This window comes from Novosphingobium soli (assembly GCF_042432915.1).
Classification (GTDB): Bacteria; Pseudomonadota; Alphaproteobacteria; order Sphingomonadales; family Sphingomonadaceae; genus Novosphingobium; species Novosphingobium soli.
In genome coordinates this window covers 358,976-375,041 of the sequence record NZ_JBHLWK010000006.1, presented here as the reverse complement: position 1 = coordinate 375,041, position 16,066 = coordinate 358,976, and the positions used below count along the sequence as shown (strand labels likewise).

16 protein-coding genes are annotated in these 16,066 nt (G+C 67.9%); 3 read left to right on the top strand and 13 right to left on the bottom strand.

Annotation, left to right across the window (positions count from 1 at the left end; translation table 11 throughout):
- Window positions 1-115: 115 nt before the first annotated feature.
- From ACFFJC_RS03735 to ACFFJC_RS03720, 4 genes are read right to left on the bottom strand one after another with little or no spacing between them, the layout of a single operon-like run.
- On the bottom strand, window positions 116-661 hold the full coding sequence (locus ACFFJC_RS03735; RefSeq protein ID WP_379486136.1) for a hypothetical protein: 546 nt from the start codon (window positions 659-661) through the stop codon (window positions 116-118).
- A 28-nt stretch (window positions 662-689) separates the two neighbouring features.
- A complete protein-coding gene (locus ACFFJC_RS03730; RefSeq protein ID WP_379486135.1) occupies window positions 690-983 on the bottom strand; it encodes a hypothetical protein in 294 nt (97 codons plus the stop codon).
- Window positions 983-1,363: a phage holin family protein gene (locus ACFFJC_RS03725; RefSeq protein WP_379486134.1), complete on the bottom strand. Its 381-nt coding sequence runs from the start codon at window positions 1,361-1,363 to the stop codon at window positions 983-985. The genes ACFFJC_RS03730 and ACFFJC_RS03725 overlap by 1 nt, the downstream gene beginning before the upstream one ends.
- A 29-nt stretch (window positions 1,364-1,392) precedes the next feature.
- Window positions 1,393-1,872: a hypothetical protein gene (locus ACFFJC_RS03720; protein WP_379486133.1), complete on the bottom strand. Its 480-nt coding sequence runs from the start codon at window positions 1,870-1,872 to the stop codon at window positions 1,393-1,395.
- A 174-nt stretch (window positions 1,873-2,046) separates the two neighbouring features.
- Between ACFFJC_RS03720 and eno the strand changes: the two genes are divergently transcribed.
- Window positions 2,047-3,333: a phosphopyruvate hydratase gene (gene eno / locus ACFFJC_RS03715; protein WP_379486132.1), complete on the top strand. Its 1,287-nt coding sequence runs from the start codon at window positions 2,047-2,049 to the stop codon at window positions 3,331-3,333.
- Window positions 3,334-3,539: 206 nt separating this feature from the next.
- Here eno and ACFFJC_RS03710 read toward each other — a convergent pair whose 3' ends face one another.
- The 8 genes from ACFFJC_RS03710 to ACFFJC_RS03675 all read right to left on the bottom strand — a co-directional run bounded on the left by ACFFJC_RS03710 (window position 3,540) and on the right by ACFFJC_RS03675 (window position 11,650).
- Window positions 3,540-4,106 (bottom strand): MarR family transcriptional regulator, encoded by a 567-nt coding sequence (locus ACFFJC_RS03710; RefSeq protein ID WP_379486131.1) that lies wholly within the window; start codon window positions 4,104-4,106, stop codon window positions 3,540-3,542.
- 179 nt (window positions 4,107-4,285) lie between these two features.
- Window positions 4,286-4,450: a hypothetical protein gene (locus ACFFJC_RS03705; protein ID WP_379486130.1), complete on the bottom strand. Its 165-nt coding sequence runs from the start codon at window positions 4,448-4,450 to the stop codon at window positions 4,286-4,288.
- A gap of 280 nt (window positions 4,451-4,730) precedes the next feature.
- Complete coding sequence (locus ACFFJC_RS03700; protein WP_379486129.1) at window positions 4,731-5,675, bottom strand: aldo/keto reductase; 945 nt, start codon at window positions 5,673-5,675, stop codon at window positions 4,731-4,733.
- Complete coding sequence (gene ribH / locus ACFFJC_RS03695) at window positions 5,668-6,090, bottom strand: 6,7-dimethyl-8-ribityllumazine synthase (protein ID WP_379486128.1); 423 nt, start codon at window positions 6,088-6,090, stop codon at window positions 5,668-5,670. Before ribH ends, ACFFJC_RS03700 begins: the two co-directional genes overlap by 8 nt.
- A 2-nt stretch (window positions 6,091-6,092) precedes the next feature.
- Entirely contained in the window at window positions 6,093-7,403 is a 1,311-nt protein-coding gene (gene ribB / locus ACFFJC_RS03690; RefSeq protein WP_379486127.1) for a 3,4-dihydroxy-2-butanone-4-phosphate synthase, read from the bottom strand.
- Window positions 7,404-7,460: 57 nt separating this feature from the next.
- Window positions 7,461-8,264 (bottom strand): crotonase/enoyl-CoA hydratase family protein, encoded by an 804-nt coding sequence (locus ACFFJC_RS03685; protein WP_379486126.1) that lies wholly within the window; start codon window positions 8,262-8,264, stop codon window positions 7,461-7,463.
- Window positions 8,265-8,584: 320 nt separating this feature from the next.
- The gene (locus tag ACFFJC_RS03680; protein WP_379486125.1) at window positions 8,585-9,421 is read right to left on the bottom strand and encodes a coniferyl-alcohol dehydrogenase; all 837 of its coding nucleotides are present in this window, start codon (window positions 9,419-9,421) and stop codon (window positions 8,585-8,587) included.
- Window positions 9,422-9,538: 117 nt separating this feature from the next.
- Window positions 9,539-11,650, bottom strand: coding sequence for a PQQ-dependent dehydrogenase, methanol/ethanol family (locus ACFFJC_RS03675; protein ID WP_379486124.1), 2,112 nt, complete (start codon window positions 11,648-11,650; stop codon window positions 9,539-9,541).
- A 145-nt stretch (window positions 11,651-11,795) separates the two neighbouring features.
- Here ACFFJC_RS03675 and ACFFJC_RS03670 point away from each other — a divergent pair, with 145 nt between their 5' ends.
- Window positions 11,796-12,488 (top strand): TetR/AcrR family transcriptional regulator, encoded by a 693-nt coding sequence (locus ACFFJC_RS03670; RefSeq protein WP_379486123.1) that lies wholly within the window; start codon window positions 11,796-11,798, stop codon window positions 12,486-12,488.
- Between the two features lie 25 nt (window positions 12,489-12,513).
- Here the strand turns inward: ACFFJC_RS03670 and ACFFJC_RS03665 are convergent, their stop codons facing one another.
- Entirely contained in the window at window positions 12,514-13,611 is a 1,098-nt protein-coding gene (locus tag ACFFJC_RS03665) for a YihY/virulence factor BrkB family protein (RefSeq protein ID WP_379486122.1), read from the bottom strand.
- A gap of 107 nt (window positions 13,612-13,718) precedes the next feature.
- On the opposite strand from ACFFJC_RS03665, the gene ACFFJC_RS03660 reads away from it, so the two are divergent.
- A complete protein-coding gene (locus ACFFJC_RS03660) occupies window positions 13,719-16,043 on the top strand; it encodes an autotransporter assembly complex protein TamA (protein ID WP_379486121.1) in 2,325 nt (774 codons plus the stop codon).
- Window positions 16,044-16,066 lie beyond the last annotated feature (23 nt).

The window sequence follows — 16,066 nt, the reverse complement described above, 5'->3', positions numbered from 1 at the left end:
GTTTGGGAGAAGCCGCCCCTATAAGTTTGCCTCCAAGGCCGGGCAAGTGCGCATCACGCATCAGGCCCGGACCTCAGCGGAACCCTCCGGCCAGCCTCAAATTGTCTCGATCCGCTTACGATTTGACACGCGATTTCAGTCCCTCGGCCATGTGCAGGACCTTGGCCGAGCGCACCGCAGCCACGTCACCGAGCCGGTTTGCCTGGTCGGCCGCGGCGTCGCTGAGCCGGCTTGCCCGGCGCGCGGTGGTGCGGCCGAGCGCGCTCGCGGCGCCCACCGCGGCAAGGCCGTACTTTTCGAGGTTGATGAGGGCGCGGTCGCCCACCTTCTCGGCCTTCGTCGCGAACACCGAGGCGCGCTTGCGCGCGTCGATGCCGAGGTCATGGGCGCGGTCACCGGCCTGGTGCGCGAACACGGCGCTGGCCGCACCTGCCGCTTCGGCAAGATCCACAGCCTTGCCGAGGAGCCGGCGAGAGGCCTTGCGCGGCAGCAATGCGCTGACCGCGACGCCGATCGCAATGCCGCCGGCGACGGTCATCACCGGGTGCTTCTTGACGAAGGCGATCACCTTCTCGGAGGGGCGCTGCTCGCCGGTCTTGGCAGGCAGCGCGACGATATTGGTGCCGTTCGAGGCAGGAATGGAGGGATCGGTCTTGCTCACCTTGTCGTCTCCTTGCGCAATCGAGCGCTCATTTCGTGGCGGAGCCGAAGATGTCCTCGGCCCAGCGGATCATCGGGTGTCGCAGAATCCAAAGCACTAGCGCCGCCAGAGTTCCTCCGATCGCGCCCGGATGTTCCTCGACGACGGCGACCGCCTCGTCGAACATCGCCATCGCCTGATCCATGGCCTCGTCCGCGATCCGGCCGCCGATCCCGCGTTCGGCGATATCCGCCTTGAACGCCGCGTAGTGTGCCTCGAAGCGCGCCTTGGCGGCGTCGCGGGCGATCCGGTCCGCCATCACCTGCGCTGCCAGATCGGGCATCAGGTCTTTCCTCCCACGATCTTCATCATGCGGCTCAGCCGGCTGCGGGCCACGAGCGCCAGCGCCACGGCCCCGCCCAGGAGAACCACCGTCACGAGCGCCATCGCGCCCCAGAGGCCGAGCACCGGCCCCAGCGCGATCACCGTGCCGACGACCGCAGCGACCAACGCGAAGAACAACAGCACCAGGGCGACCACCAGCAACAGCGCGATGCCGCGGCTGGCGGTGCTCACATAGGCAGCGCGTGACTTCTGAAAGGTCAGCTCGGCATGAGCGACGGCCTTCGCCTCGTCCGCGAGCTGGCGCAGGTCTCCCGCGAGCGACAGATCCTCCTCATCCTCGATAAGCGGTGAGAGGTCCCGACCAACGGTATCGTGCATGTTCCCTGTCGGCTCTGCCGGTGCCGTTATCACTTGCCCTTGAACAGACGGGCGAGGACGTAACCTGTCGCAACCGCGAGGCCGATCGCGACGCCCGGGCTCTTGCGGACGAACTCGCGAGCCTCGTCACCCAGCTCTTCAATCGACTTCTCGTCCAGGCGCGCGGCGGCATCCTGCATCGAACGCGATGCGGTGCGGGCATAGTCGCCGTACTTGGCGCCGACCTTCTCGTCGATTAGCGCGGCGTTATCGTCGATCATCTTGGAAAGGCCGACGATCGCCTGGCTGGCGCGCGCCTTGCCGTCGACGGCATACTCGGCCGCTTTCGCGCGCGCGTCGGTGGTGAATGCGCTGGCCTTGTCCTTCGCGTCGGTCGAGCGCGACTTGCATTCGTTCGACAGCTCGCCTGCGAGCGCCTGGGCACCAGCCTTGGCTTCGTCGATCGCCTTGGCGAAGTGGTTCTTGGCGGTTTCGGAGCCGTTGTCGGCGGAAATGGTGGGGTCGACCATAGTGGTATCCTTCCTCTGGTGCCGCTCGCGCGGGTTCTGCCCATTAGGCCCTGTGCGAACAGTGTAACACAACTCGAACCTCGGTGCTGCAACGCAACTTGTCACGCGAAGTTCCCCTGCTAAGACCGCGCTCGACGAGGCGCGCGCCGCGCCCGGAGGAGGAGAACCGCACCTATGACCGCGATCATCGACATCCACGGCCGGGAAATTCTCGACAGCCGCGGCAATCCCACCGTCGAGGTGGACGTGCTGCTTGAAGATGGCAGCTTTGGCCGCGCCGCGGTTCCTTCGGGCGCCTCCACCGGAGCGCATGAGGCGGTCGAGCTGCGGGACGGGGACAAGGGGCGTTATCTGGGCAAGGGCGTCCTCAAGGCCGTCGATGCGGTCAACACCGAGATTGCGGAAGCACTCGTCGGACTGGACGCCGAGGACCAGCGCGACCTCGACCTCGCGATGATCGAGCTGGACGGCACCGAGAACAAGGCGCGCTTGGGCGCCAACGCCATCCTGGGCACGAGCCTCGCCGCCGCCAAGGCCGCCGCCAATGCGCGCGGACTGCCGCTCTATTCCTACGTCGGCGGCGTGTCCGCGCATGTCCTGCCAGTGCCGATGATGAACATCATCAACGGCGGCGAGCATGCCGACAATCCGATCGATTTCCAGGAATTCATGATCATGCCGGTCGGCGCGGACTCGCTCGCCGAAGCCGTTCGGTGGGGCGCCGAGGTGTTCCACACGCTGAAGAAGGGTCTGCACGAGAAGGGCCTCGCCACCGCGGTGGGCGATGAGGGCGGCTTTGCGCCGAACCTCGCCAGCACGCGCGACGCGCTCGACTTCATCATGGCCTCGATTGAGAAGGCCGGCTTCAAGCCCGGCACCGACATCAAGCTGGCGCTGGACTGCGCCTCGACCGAATTCTTCAAGGGCGGAAAGTACGAGATCAGCGGCGAGAGCCTGTCCCTCGATCCGATCGCCTTTGCGGACTACCTGGCCGATTTGTGCGATGCCTATCCCATCATCTCGATCGAGGACGGCATGAGCGAGGATGACTTCGAGGGGTGGAAGGCACTCACCGAGAAGGTGGGCGACAAGGTCCAGCTCGTGGGTGACGATCTCTTCGTCACCAACCCCAAGCGCCTCACCATGGGCATCGAGAAGGGCCTCGCCAACTCGCTGCTGGTCAAGGTCAACCAGATCGGCTCGCTGACCGAGACGCTTGAGGCGGTGTCGATTGCTAACCGGGCCGGCTACACCGCTGTCATGTCGCATCGCTCGGGCGAGACCGAGGACGCGACCATCGCCGACCTGGCGGTCGCGACGAACTGCGGGCAGATCAAGACCGGCTCGCTGGCCCGCTCCGATCGGCTTGCCAAGTACAACCAGCTTATCCGCATCGAGGAGGAACTGGGCAAGGCAGCGCGCTACGCCGGGCTGGGCGCCTTCGGTCGTCTCGGCGCCTGAGGCGAGGCAACTGAAGGGCGTGAAGCGGCGGGCGCCTGCAGCTCCGGGACCGTCCGGGGCTAGGCGCACCGCTTACAGCCCCTTCAGCGCACGACCCGGATTGCGGAGGATGGCGCGCCTGAGCAGAGGCGCGCCATCCTCCGGCTCCCGCGGACCGGGTGGCCGCCCTCCCATGGGGAGAGGAGGGACGGCCGCTGCGGCGCCGATCATCGGGCGGCTGCGGCGACGCCAGGAGCGTCTTCGAGCAGCACGACCGAGCGGGATGCGGAAGCAAAGTATTCCAGCATGGCGGCATAGCCCCGGGCGCTGAGCTTGACGTAGACTCGCCGGGCGTCCCCCGGGTCCGCCTCGCGCACCAGCAGGCCTTGTTTCTCGAGGATCGTGATCCACCGCAGCGCGGTGGTGGACGGCACCGCCGAGCCGATGCACGCACTCGTCACAGAGACACACCGCCGCTCCTTGGCAGCTATGAACAAGTCCAGCAGGATGTCCCAGGCCGGTTCGCCGAACAGCTCGTCCGAACGAAAGATCTTCGTTCGGCGTCGGCGGTCGTCGTACGTCTGCCGTGCCAGTTCCACCCAGATGGGATGATCCTGGCTGGCCGTCGGCTTCCCGCCGGCTCGAAGGCCGGCGGCGCCATTCAAGGATTCGAGGAGGGCAAATGGACTTTCGCCGATCTCCAGCTCCCGCGCCATGGCAAGCAGTTCGTTGGCGATACCGATCAGGCGAATGGCCTTGGCTCGGTTTCGCATCAGCTGATCCGTGCTCTCCATAGAATGGATCACCAGCCCCCGACCCCGCTTCCTTCCTGAAAAAGGTACCGGAGTTCATGATTTCGCCCCCGCCAGGGAAATCATGATCCACAAAGCTGCCGTCGCTCTGCCGACCACGCGCCAATTGTCCCCTGCGTAGGGAACCATAGGCAGTCATCCGCAGGCGCGTCTTGTTGAGCTTAGTCCGGAACGGACGCTTCGCGCTGGAGCCCAAGTTCGCGGCATAGTGCCGCGATCGCCGCGTCGAGAAGGGCAGCGGCCACGAAGGCGCCGGCGGCCTCGACTTCGGCCAACCGCAGTTCGAGGTCGGCTGCGAGCAACCCTGCGGTTCCCAAGGAGTCCACGAAACTATTCTCCCATATCGCCGGGGTGCTTGCCCGGATCGACCCCGGTTTCCAGACTTCCACTCGCGACTCGCCATATTATGGTCGAAGGATGTCTGAAGTGTTACCTCCGATTCAGAGTAGAATCGAAAGACGGGTGGCGATTACACCATCTCGGTTGGATGAAAAGGTTGAATTGCGGGACGCCGCAGAGTGAACATTCGAGAAAGATCAGACAAAGCTCGCTTTGCGTTGATGCTTATCACGCATATCTTCTTACGCAAATGTACATATAATTGCGTTATTCAAGGATATCGCAAACATCCACTGGCAGATCCAGGCGCGCGGCACCGGCAAGCTCGCGCACCTGCTCTGGGGTCGTCGCGCTGGCGATGGGGGCTGCGACGCCGGGGCGCGTGCGGAGCCAGGCGAGCGCCAGTTGCGCGGGCGTGGCGCCAAGCTGGGCGGCCACGCGGCGCAGCGCGTCGAGCTTGGCCCAGGCGCCGTCGGTGACGGCGCGATCGAGGCCACCGGACCGACCCGAGCCGGCCCAGTCCTCCGGGCTGTTGTACTTGCCCGTTAGGAAGCCAGCAGCGAGGCCATAGTACGGCATTACGGCGATATCGTCGCGCACGGCCATGTCCTGCAGCGCGCCCTCGAACTGCGAGCGCGCGACGAGGTTGTAGTGCGGCTGGATCACGGTGAAAGGTTGCGCGCCGGCCTTCCGGGCCACTGCCCGGATCCCCGACAGCCGCTCGGCCGAATAGTTGGACGCGCCCAGTTCGCGCGCGCGGCCGGTGCGGAAAGCCTCGTTATAGACGGACACCACCTCGTCCAGCGGCGTCGTCAGGTCGTCGCGGTGCGCATAGTACAGGTCGACGTAGTCGGTGCGCAGCCGTTCCAGCGAGCCTTCCAGCGCCTGCCGGACCTTCTCCGGCCGGAGTACGTTGGGGCCGCCGCCCTGGCCCGTCTTGGTGCCGATGCGCATCGCGGCACGCACGCCGCGGCTTTCCATCCAGGCACCGATGATCGCCTCGGACTCCCCGCCCTGGTTGCCGGGCACCCAGTCCGAGTAGCCTTCGGCCGTATCGATCATCCGGCCGCCCGCTTCGAAGAAGGCGTCCAGCACCGCGAAGCTGCGATCCCGGTCGATCGTCCAGCCAAAGACGTTGCCGCCCAGGACGAGCGGGATCCCGCCCAGCGCGGGATGGAGGGCAAGGCGGTCGACCGGGTTCGTTTCAGCCACCAAATCGTTCCTTCAGTTCGTGGAGCGCGATCGCGGCCCGAGCCGCTTCGCCGCCCTTGTCCTTGCGCGCCGCGTCGGCGCGTTCGAGCGCCTGTTCCTCGTTCTCGACGGTGAGGATGCCGTTGCCGATGGCGATCCCGTCCATGGTGAGCGCCATGATGCCGCGCGCGCTTTCCCCTGCGACGATCTCGAAATGGTAGGTCTCGCCGCGGATCACGACGCCGATGGCGACATAGCCGTCGTAGTCTCCAGTGGCGTCGGCAAGCGAGATGGCGGCAGGTATCTCCAGCGCGCCGGGCACGGTCACCACTTCGGCCTTGTGCCCTGCGGCCTTCAGCACCGCGCGCGCGCCGGCGATCAGCATGTCGTTGAGGTGGTCGTAGAAGCGGGCTTCGACGATCAGGAAACGGGCCATGTTCAGTTCGATCCTTCGATGTTGCCGACGATGGGACGCTCGCCGACGATGTTCAGCCCATAGCCTTCCAGCGCCACAAGGGAATGGTGCGTGTTCGTGAGCAGGATCATGTCGTGGACACCCAGCTCGGCCAGGATCTGGGCGCCGACGCCATAGTCGCGCAGTTCCTCCAGGTCAGGGCTGCCGCCGGCGCGGGCCTGCTGCTTGATCTCCATGACGCGCGACATAAGGCGGTTCATCGGCCGGTTGATGACGACGATGACGCCGGAGCCTTCCTGCGCGATCATCTTCATGGAGCGCTGCAGCAGGTCGGTACGGTCGCCGGTATCCTCGCCGAAGACGTCGGCGAAGTAGGACAGCGTGTGCATGCGCACGAGCGTCGGCTGGGTCGCGTCGATGCGGCCCTTGATGAGCGCCAGCGTCTCGTCGCCGGTGGCGCGGTTGAAGTAGGAGCGCGCCACCCAGTCCCCGCCGTGGCGCGAGTGGAAGGTGAGCTCGTTGCGCTTCTCGATCAGCCGGTCATGGCGGCGGCGGTAGGCGATCAGGTCGCGGATGGTGCCGATCTTGAGGTCGTGCATACGGGCGAAGCCGATGAGGTCGTCCATGCGCGCCATGGTGCCGTCCTCCTTCATGATCTCGCAGATCACGCCCGAGGGGTTGAGCCCGGCGAGGCGCGCGATGTCGACCGCGGCCTCGGTATGGCCGGCGCGCACCAGCACGCCGCCATCGCGGGCGCGCAGCGGGAACACGTGGCCTGGCGTGACGATGTCGTCGCGGCCCTTGGTACCGTCGATGGCGACCGAGATCGTGCGCGCGCGGTCGCCCGCCGAGATGCCCGTGGTGACGCCTTCGCGCGCCTCGATCGAGACGGTGAAGGCGGTTTCGTGGCGGGTGCCGTTGTTGCGGCTCATCAGGTCGAGGCCCAGCTGGTCCGCGCGCTGGCTGCTGAGCGACAGGCAGATCAGCCCGCGCCCGTGCGTCGCCATGAAGTTAATCGCGGCCGGCGTCGCCATCTGGGCGGGGATGATGAGATCGCCTTCGTTCTCGCGATCCTCGTCGTCGACCAGGATGAACATGCGGCCGTTGCGCGCTTCGTCGATGATCTCCTCGATCGGCACCAGCACTTCGCGGTCGTCGTTGGCGAAGAGCACGCGCTCCAGCTTGCCCAGCGTCTCTGCGGTGGGGTTCCAATCGGGTTCGGTGCAATCACGCAAGGTGTTCGCGTGGAGTCCGGCGGCACGGGCGAGGCCCGACTTGCTCATGCCGCCGTCGGCGACGAGCCTGCGGACCTTCTCGATAACGTCGCTTGCCATTGCAGTGTTCAACCTCACATCATGATGTGAGCGAGTTAGTGCAGGATCACATCACGATCAAGTGCCGCTGAAGTCGGGCGCCCGCTTCTCCAGGAAAGCCGCGACGGCTTCCGCATGGTCAGCGGTGGCGTGAGCGGTGGCCTGCATCGCCGCCGCCATCTCCAGCAGGGAGGGCAGGTCGGCGCGCCGGCCCTCCCACAGCAGCCGGCGGGTCATGCGCACGGCGTGAGGCGGGTTGGCGGCGATCCGGCGCGCGAGCGCGCGCGCCGCGTCCAGCAGTTCGGCGTCCGGCACGACGCGGCTGACCAGGCCGCAGGCCAGCGCCTCCGCAGCGTCGATGGGATCGCCCGTCAGCGCCATCTCCGCGGCTTTGGACCAGCCGATGACGCGCGGGAGCAGCCAGGATCCCCCGTCTCCCGCAATCAGGCCCAGCTTCACGAAGCTCTCGGCGAACCTGGCGCTTTCCCCCGCGATGCGCAGGTCGCACATGCAGGTGAGATCGCAGCCGGCGCCCATGGCCGCGCCGTTGACCGCCGCGATCACCGGCACCTCGAGCGCCGCGAAGGCCAGCGGCAGGCGCTGGATGCCGTGCTTGTAGTTGAGGCGGGTGGCGGCAGGCGAACCGGCGTTCAGGTTGCCGCCGGGCTTCATCTGGTTGATGTTTCCGCCCGAGGAGAAACCCTTGCCGGCGCCGGTGAGGATCGCCACGCGCGCGGCAGGATCGGCATCAAGGCGGGCGAGCGCCGCCGTCAGGGCCTCGACCATCTCCGGATCGGAAATCGGGTTGCGCAGATCCGGCCGGTTGAGCGTGAGGAGGACGATGCCGTCCTCCTCGATCTCGTAGGTCACGGCGTCGTCCATCGTCTCGTCTCCTGGCCTGGGCTCGTGGTGAGGGATGGAGCCGCGCGTGCCGGGGCACAAATCATTTTCCTACAGGTGGGCTGTCGCGATAGCCTCGGTCCATGCCCAGAGAGCGCCACCCCTCATGCCGGTTCCCGAGCGGCCTCGTCGTCCTGGCGGGCGGCTTGCGGCGCCTTGCGGTCGGCGCCGCTCGCAAGCTGGCGTGCTGCGCGATGCGGACGAGGTGCGAATTGCGCAGGGCGCGTGCCCTGCGCATCCGGAAGGTCGTGCCTGCGGCAGCGGGCGGGATGCCGTCGCCTGCCGCGCCCCGCGCCCCGGCGTCAGGCGTCCTGCTTCTTCGCCGCGCCCATCATCTTGCTGATGTCCACCTGGCCGGTGGCAAGCCCGCCCATGAAGCCGCCGTCGACCGGGAGGACGACGCCGTTGACCACGCCCGCGAGGTCGGAGTTGATGAGCACCAGCGGCCCGGCCTGCTCTTCCGGCGTGGTGTACCGGCCCAGCGGTTCGGCCGCGGCGTCGACCACCTCCTTGCCCGAGGTGGCGTGGAAGGTCGCCATCATCGGGGTCTGGGTGGGCGAGGGAAGCGAGCAGTTGATGCGAATCCCCTTCTTGATCAGCTGCGCGCCCATGAACTGGGTCCAGACGATGACCGCTTCCTTCGAGAAGGCGTAGCCTTCCGCCACCTGGTCCTGGTTGGCCTCGCACCAGTCCAGCCCGGCCTGGAAGCCCTGGGTGGCGAGCAGCTGCATGTGGACCGGGATGCGCCGGCTCCAGCCCAATCCGCCGGTGGAGGCGATCGAGACGATCGCGCCCTTGTCGCCCATCAGCGGGATGACCTGCTCGGTCAGGTGCCGGGTGCCGAGGAAGTTCACCTTCATCGTGTCCATCGGCGGGAAGCCGCCGCCGCCGGGCAGGCCGGCGCAGTTGAACAGCGCATCGACCTTGCCGCCGACGCCGCCGACGGCGCTTTCCAGGCTGGCAGGATCGCGCAGGTCGATCTGCGTGAACGAGGCCATCGGCACGGCGCTTTCCTTGAAGTCGAAGCCGTGGACTTCCGCCCCGAGAGAGACCAGCAGCTTCGCCGTGGCTTCGCCCATGCCGGAGAAGCAGCCGCTGACGATCACGCGCTTGCCCTTGTAGCCGAGAACATCACTCATACTGGTCGTCCTTCCTCTTGCGGGGCGCGGCCCGCCGATCTCCCATGTCGGGCCGTAGCTAGGCCGTTCCCCACGCCACCATCAACCGCGCCCGGGGCAAATCGCCGGCACGATGCGTCACAGCTTGGGCATCGGCGCGGAATCGTCCCGCGCGCGCTTGCCCAGCGCTTCGCGCGCCTTGGCGCGGATGAAGGCGTGAAGCTGGCGGATCTCCGCTTCGCTGAGACCGTCGAACCGAGGCATGCCGCGTTCGATCAGGGCGCCCGAGCGGAGCAGTTCGGTGAAGCTGGCAAGGTCCAGCGCGATGCCGGATTCGCGCAAGTCCGGGCCGGGGGTGCCGGTCGCCTGCAGGCCCACTCCGTGGCAGGCGGCGCAGCGCACCGAGAGCTCGCGCCCGGCGGCCACGTCCGCCTCGTCGAGCTTGAGCGCGGGATCGTCCAGCGCGGCGATCTCGAAGGAAGGCGGTTCGCCGGGCGGGAGCGTGGCCTTGGCATCCAGCGCGAAGGTGAGCAGGCGACGGGTCTGGCGCCCGTACTTCCAGCCCACGTCCATGAACTTGCCGTAAGCCGCCGTGGTCCCGCCATAGCCGACGAGGATCGAGACGAATTGCCGACCGCCCACCGCGTAGCTGATCGGCGCGCCGACGATGCCGAGTTGCGCGTCGAAGGTCCAGAGCGGCTTGCCGCTGCGGGCGTCCCACGCCTGGAACGCGCCTTGCGCGGTGCCCTGGAAGACCAGCCCACCGGCGGTGGTGAGGGTGCCGCCGTTCCAGAGGTGCGGGTGCCGCACCTCCCAGGCCTTCTTCTGCGCCACCGGGTCCCAGGCGACAAGGAAGCCGTGCCCGTCCCCTTCGCGCTCGGCGATCGGCTCCAGCCGCAGGCCCATGACGTTGAAGGCGCTTTCCGAGCCGCCATGGCGCGAGAAGCGGGCACCGATCTGCTGCACCGGGATATAGGCATAGCCCGTCAGCGGGTTGAAACTCATCGGCTGCCAGTTGTGCCCGCCCACGGTGCCCGGCCAGAGCTTGGTGAGGCCGGTCTCGTAGCGGATGTCCGGGTTCTCGATGGGGCGGCCGGTCTTGGGGTCGATCCCGCGGGCCCAGGTCACCAGCGTGGTCATGCCCGGCGTGTTCAGCAGCTTCCCGGTATCGGGATCGAGGACGTAGAAGAACCCGTTGGTCGGCGCGTGCATCAGCACCCGGCGCGGCCTGCCCTCGATCGGCAGGGTGCCCAGCACCATGTTGGGCGTGGACTTGTAGTCCCACGAATCCCGCGGGTTCTCCTGGTAGTGCCACAAGTAGCGGCCGGTATCGGCGTCGAGGGCGACGATCGAGGTGGTGTAGAGGTTGTCGCCCTTGCCCCCCGGATCGCGCTTGTCCGGATCGTAGGGGCCGGCGTTGCCGACACCGATGTAGATGCGATTGTTCGCGGCATCGAAGGTCATGCCGTTCCAGACCGTGCCGCCGCCGCCCGTGGTCTTCCAGAAGCCGTCGCCCCAGGTCTTCGCCGCTGCGACCTGCGCGGGGTCGCCGGCGTTCTGCTCGGGCGAACCGGGCGTGGTATAGAACCGCCAGAGTTGCCGGCCGGTGGCGGCATCGAACGCCGAGACGAAGCCGCGCGCGCCGAAGTCCGCGCCGCCGTTGCCGATCACCACCTTGCCGTTCATCACGCGCGGTGCGCCGGTCGAGATGTTGAGCGCGCCCTCGGGCACGCTTTCCACCACCCACAGGCTCTTGCCGGTCCGCGCGTCGAGCGCAAAGAGACGGCCGTCCAGCGCCGCCGCGAAGACGCGCGGGACACCATCGGCGCCCATCTCGTAGGCCACGCCCCGATTGGCCCCGAAGGAGAACACCATCTTCTCGGGATGGTGCTTCCAGACTTCGGGATCGTAGGTCCAGCGCACCTTCCCGGTCGCGGCGTCGACGGCGTAGACCTTGGCGTACGAGCCCGTGAAGTAGATCGTGCCGTCCACTTCAAGCGGAGTTGCCTCCAGCGTCACTTCGTCGGGCAAGTCCAGCGACCAGGCAAGGCCCAGCCGCGCCACGTTGGCGGCCTCGATCTGCGCCAGCCGGGAGAATCCGCTTTCGTCCGAAGCACCGCCGACCGCGGTCCAGTCGTCCCCGGCGCCGGCCGCCGCCGCGGCCGCCGGTCCGGCCGGTCCGGCGCCGTTTACCGCGGTGGAGCCCAGCGCCAGCGCCAGGAAGGCGAGCGCGGATGCGAAGCTGCGCATGAGTTGATGTCCTCTCCCGTCGATCTTTTCGGAGGCGAACGTATCGGCTTTTGAGCCAATGTAAATCGTAACGCCGGAGGGTCGCCACGTCCGCCGCGGCTTGCTACGGCGGGGGGGCAGCAACGGTTCTTAGGAGGAAGCCAGGTTGGCCTCGGAGGCGAAGGAAGCACGCAGGGCGGGGGCGCGGCGCCGGGGACAGGCAGACCGGCGCGCGGCGATCCTGGCCGCGGCGGCGCGGCGCTTTGCCGAGTTCGGCTTCGAGGCGACGACCGTGCGCCAGATCGCCGACGATGTGCAGATCCTGTCCGGCAGCCTCTACCATCACTTCGCCACCAAGGAGGAGATGCTGGACGACATCGTCCGCGACGCCGTGCTCGACCAGCATGCGCGCGCGCTGCGCATCGCCTCGGCCGACTGCGAGGCCGAAGTGCGGTTCGTCACCCTGATCGCGGAGGAGTTGTCGGCACTGGCCGAGCGGATCGAGGCCTATGCGATCATCTTCAACGAGCGCAAGTTCTTCCGCCGCAGCGCAGAGTTCGCCTACCTCATCAAGGCGCGCAAGGACGCCTTCGAGGCCTGGCGCTCCGTCCTCGACGACGGGGTGCGCGAGGGCGCGTTCCACGCCGGCATCGATAGCTACCTGACGATCTCGACGATCATGCGCATGCTCAACAGCGGGGCGGACTGGTATCGGCACGAGGACGGCTCGCCGCTCGACGCCATGGCCAATTACTCGCTGGAGGCGCTGACGGCGTTCTACGCGGGGTTCGTGCTCCGTTCGGTGCGGGCGGCCGGACGGACGGACGCGCCGATCCCCGGGGCCCTGCCGCGCCGCTGACCGGCCGCCGGACGGCAGCAAGGGTTCAGGAGCCGGCGCCGTCCTCGCCATCGGCCGCGCGCCGCACGGCGTCGGCGCGGTGGCGCTTGTGCCGGGAGAGCTGGTCGCTGGACGGCACCGCCTCGTCCACTAGGTCGGCCAGCACCGCCCCTCGCTCGCCGATCGGCCGTGGCGGGCCGATCGTCGTGTCGCAGAAGGTCTGCCGCTCGATCTCGGCATTGAGCAGGGCACCCAGAAGGATGCCATAGGCCGAGAGGAACAGCCACATCAGGAAGACGACGATGGCCGAAAGCGAACCGTACGTGGCGTTGTAGTCGCTGATGTAGGCGACGTAGAGCGAGAAGCCGAAAGAGACCGCGATCCACAGCAGCGTCGCCAGCAGCGAGCCGGGCACCAGCCAGCGCCACTTCGCGGGCCGCCGGTCCGGGCCGTAGCGCATGATGAGCGCGAACCCGGTGCTGCCAAGGGCGATCGCCGCGATCCAGGTCAGGACCTTGAACAGGAGCGCCGTCGCGCCGCCCAGGTATATGCCCGCCTTGGTCTGCAGCCACGCGAAGACCCCGCCCGACAACACGCCGGTAAGCGCCAGCAGGATGGCAGCCAGCGTCAACCCCCCGGTCCGCAGCGTGAGCGCGACCATGCCGCGCGTCTCGCGCTCCTCGTTGATGATGTTGAGCGCGCTCACCATGCCGCCCGCCGCCCGCATGCCGCCATAGATGGCGAACACCAGCGCGATCACGAGCGCGAGCCCGGTGACGCCCGAGTTGGTGGAGATGATGCGGATGAGCTGCTCTTCCAGCATGCGCGCGACGTCCGGCGGCACCACGTTGACGATGCTCGCCATCTGCTCGCGGACCATCGCGACATCCGCGACCAGGCCGTAGACCATGACCGTGGCGGCGATCAGCGGCGTGAGCGCCAGAAAGGTGTAGAACGCCAGACCGGCTGCCAGGAGGCCCAACTCGTGAAAGCCGATCATCACCCAGACACGCTTGAGGACCCGCATCCACCCGGCGCGCGGCATGGCCCAGGGGCTTCCCGCGTCGCCCCCCGGCGTGGCGTCCATATGCGCCTGGAGCGAGGCCGGGTCGGCGCCCTCGAAAGGGGCTGCACCGCTATTCATCACCGCCCTGTGCGCACGAGGGAACTTTCATCGTTCCAGTGCGATAGGCATCTTCAGGAGGGGCCGGGCTTGCCGGTCCGGCATAGGGGTGATTCGTCGCGTTGCTCATGTCCAGGCTAATCGACCACCCGGCGGCTTGTTCCCTGCGTGTTGGCGATGGTTGTGCGAGCGGGGCGATCGCCCTCGTGCTGGCCCTTGCCGCCGTCCCCGCCGCGGCGCAGGACGCCCCGGAAAGTGCCGCTTCCAGCACGCAGCAAAGCGATGCGGCGCCGGCGGCCAGCCCGGATGTCGGGGTCACCCTGGAAGCCGGCCGCGTGCCCGTCCCTGCGCCGCCGGCCGAGGCTGCGCTGCCGCAGGTCGATCCGATCATCCCCGACGACGAGTTCAACAGCTCGGTCCCCAACCTCGATGCCGCCAACGATCCCGAAATCGACAAGCCGCTCGAGTCCATCGAGGCCTTCGAGCGGCGGATCGCGGAGCAGCAGTCCGGAGCAAGGCCGGAGCAGGGCGAGGCGGCGCCGCTGAGCGACCCGGCGCTGGCCGATGGCGACGCGGCCGAGGAAGTCGGAGACGCGCCGGTACGCGATGCGGAGCTGACCGCGCCGCTGCCGCCGCTCGACCAGTTCGAAGTGACCCCGGTCCAGATCGCCGAGGATGAGCCGGCCGACACCAAGGAGGTGGAGGTTCGCTACCGCACCGAGCTGCGCGGCCTCGAGCTCGCCGACAAGGAGACCGACGTCGACCTCGAGGACGAATTCAACGCCGTCTCGGCGTTGCAGCGGGGTGACGGCAAGGCGGCCAACACGGCGATGATCTCCGCCCGGCTGACCGAGGACAGCCAGCTCATGGAGACGGTGCTCGCGTCCGAGGGCTGGTACAGCCCCGTCGTGCGCACCCGGATGGAGCCGGCGCAGGAAGGCGCCGAGGATCCCGCGCTCACCGCGGTGATCTCGGTGACGCCGGGCAAGCGCTACGTGTTCTCGGATATCACGGTCGACGCCGAGCCGACGGTGCCGCCCAACCTCATCGCCGACAACCTCGCGCTCAAGGTCGGGGACCCGATCGTGGCCGAGCGGGTGCAGGGGGCCGAAGCGAAGGTCGCGGTGGCGCTGCCCGAGAATGGTTACCCCTTCGTCAAGGTCGGCCAGCGCGACATCCTGCTCGACCCGGACACCGGCGAGGGCGCCTACACGCTTCCCGTCACCTTGGGACCGCGCGGGCGGTTCGGCGGCTTCACCACCGACGGCGACCTCGCCTTTGGCGCCGACCACATCCAGGTCCTCTCCCGCTTCAAGCGCGGTGAGCTCTACGACAGCCGCAAGGTGGACGACCTGCGCAAGGCGCTCGTCGCGACGAGCCTGTTCTCGACCGTCTCGGTGGAGCCGCGCCGGACCAACCAGCCGGCGGAGGACGGCACGGAGTACGTGGACCTCTATGTCAAGCAGGACGCCGGTCCGCCGCGCACGATCGCGGGATCGGTGGGCTTTGCCGCGGGCGAGGGCATCACCGCGGAAGCGAGCTGGACCCACCGCAACATGTTCCCGCCCGAAGGCGCGCTGATCGCCCACGCCATTGCCGGCACCCGCCAGCAAGGCGCGGGCGTGACCTTCCGGCGCTCGAACGCCGGCAAGCGCGACCGCACGTTCGAGATCGTGGCCGAGGCCTTCCACAACGACTACGATGCGTACAGCGCCTATACCGGCCGCCTGGCGGCGCGCATCGCCCGGGATTCGACGCCCATCTGGCAGAAGCGGTACACCTATGCCTTCGGCGTCGAGCTGCTCGGCACCGCCGAGACCGACTACGACATCGCCACCAATGATCGCAAGCGGCGCACCTACTACGTCGCCGGCGTCAACGGCCAGGTGGGCCTGGACACCTCGGACGACCTGCTGAACCCCACCAAGGGCTTCCGTGTTACGGCTCTGGTGCAGCCGGAAGCGACGATCCGCGGCGGCTTCGATCCCTACGTGCGCGCGCGGATCGACGGTTCCGCCTACTATCCGGTAAGCGACAGCCTGGTGATCGCCGGGCGCCTGCGCTTCGGCACCATCCAGGGCGCGGGCCTGTTCGACATCGCGCCCTCGCGGCGCCTCTACGCCGGCGGCGGCGGATCGGTGCGCGGCTATTCGTACCAGGGCCTGGGCGAACAGGCGCCGGACGGCAACCCCGTGGGTGGGCGCAGCCTGAACGAAGGCTCGATCGAAGCCCGCTATCGCTTCGGCAACTACGGCGTGGTGGCGTTCCTCGACGCCGGGCAGGCCTACCGTGAAACCACGCCGCAGTTCTCCAATCTTCGCTACGGCATCGGCATCGGTGGCCGCTTCTATACCAATTTCGGGCCGGTGCGCCTGGACGTCGCGACCCCGCTGGGGCGCAAGCCGGGTGAATCGCGCATCAACATCTACGTATCGATCGGGCAGGCATTCTGATGGCCGGGGAGAGCAACATCGAA

Coding starts and splice junctions, on each gene's coding strand:
- ACFFJC_RS03730 (WP_379486135.1), bottom strand. CDS start 983: ATGCCCGATCTGGCAGCGCAGGTGATGGCGGACCGGATCGCCCGCGAC.
- ACFFJC_RS03725 (WP_379486134.1), bottom strand. CDS start 1,363: ATGCACGATACCGTTGGTCGGGACCTCTCACCGCTTATCGAGGATGAG.
- ACFFJC_RS03720 (WP_379486133.1), bottom strand. CDS start 1,872: ATGGTCGACCCCACCATTTCCGCCGACAACGGCTCCGAAACCGCCAAG.
- eno (WP_379486132.1), top strand. CDS start 2,047: ATGACCGCGATCATCGACATCCACGGCCGGGAAATTCTCGACAGCCGC.
- ACFFJC_RS03710 (WP_379486131.1), bottom strand. CDS start 4,106: ATGGAGAGCACGGATCAGCTGATGCGAAACCGAGCCAAGGCCATTCGC.
- ribH (WP_379486128.1), bottom strand. CDS start 6,090: ATGGCCCGTTTCCTGATCGTCGAAGCCCGCTTCTACGACCACCTCAAC.
- ribB (WP_379486127.1), bottom strand. CDS start 7,403: ATGGCAAGCGACGTTATCGAGAAGGTCCGCAGGCTCGTCGCCGACGGC.
- ACFFJC_RS03685 (WP_379486126.1), bottom strand. CDS start 8,264: ATGGACGACGCCGTGACCTACGAGATCGAGGAGGACGGCATCGTCCTC.
- ACFFJC_RS03680 (WP_379486125.1), bottom strand. CDS start 9,421: ATGAGTGATGTTCTCGGCTACAAGGGCAAGCGCGTGATCGTCAGCGGC.
- ACFFJC_RS03675 (WP_379486124.1), bottom strand. CDS start 11,650: ATGCGCAGCTTCGCATCCGCGCTCGCCTTCCTGGCGCTGGCGCTGGGC.
- ACFFJC_RS03665 (WP_379486122.1), bottom strand. CDS start 13,611: ATGAATAGCGGTGCAGCCCCTTTCGAGGGCGCCGACCCGGCCTCGCTC.
- ACFFJC_RS03660 (WP_379486121.1), top strand. CDS start 13,719: ATGTCCAGGCTAATCGACCACCCGGCGGCTTGTTCCCTGCGTGTTGGC.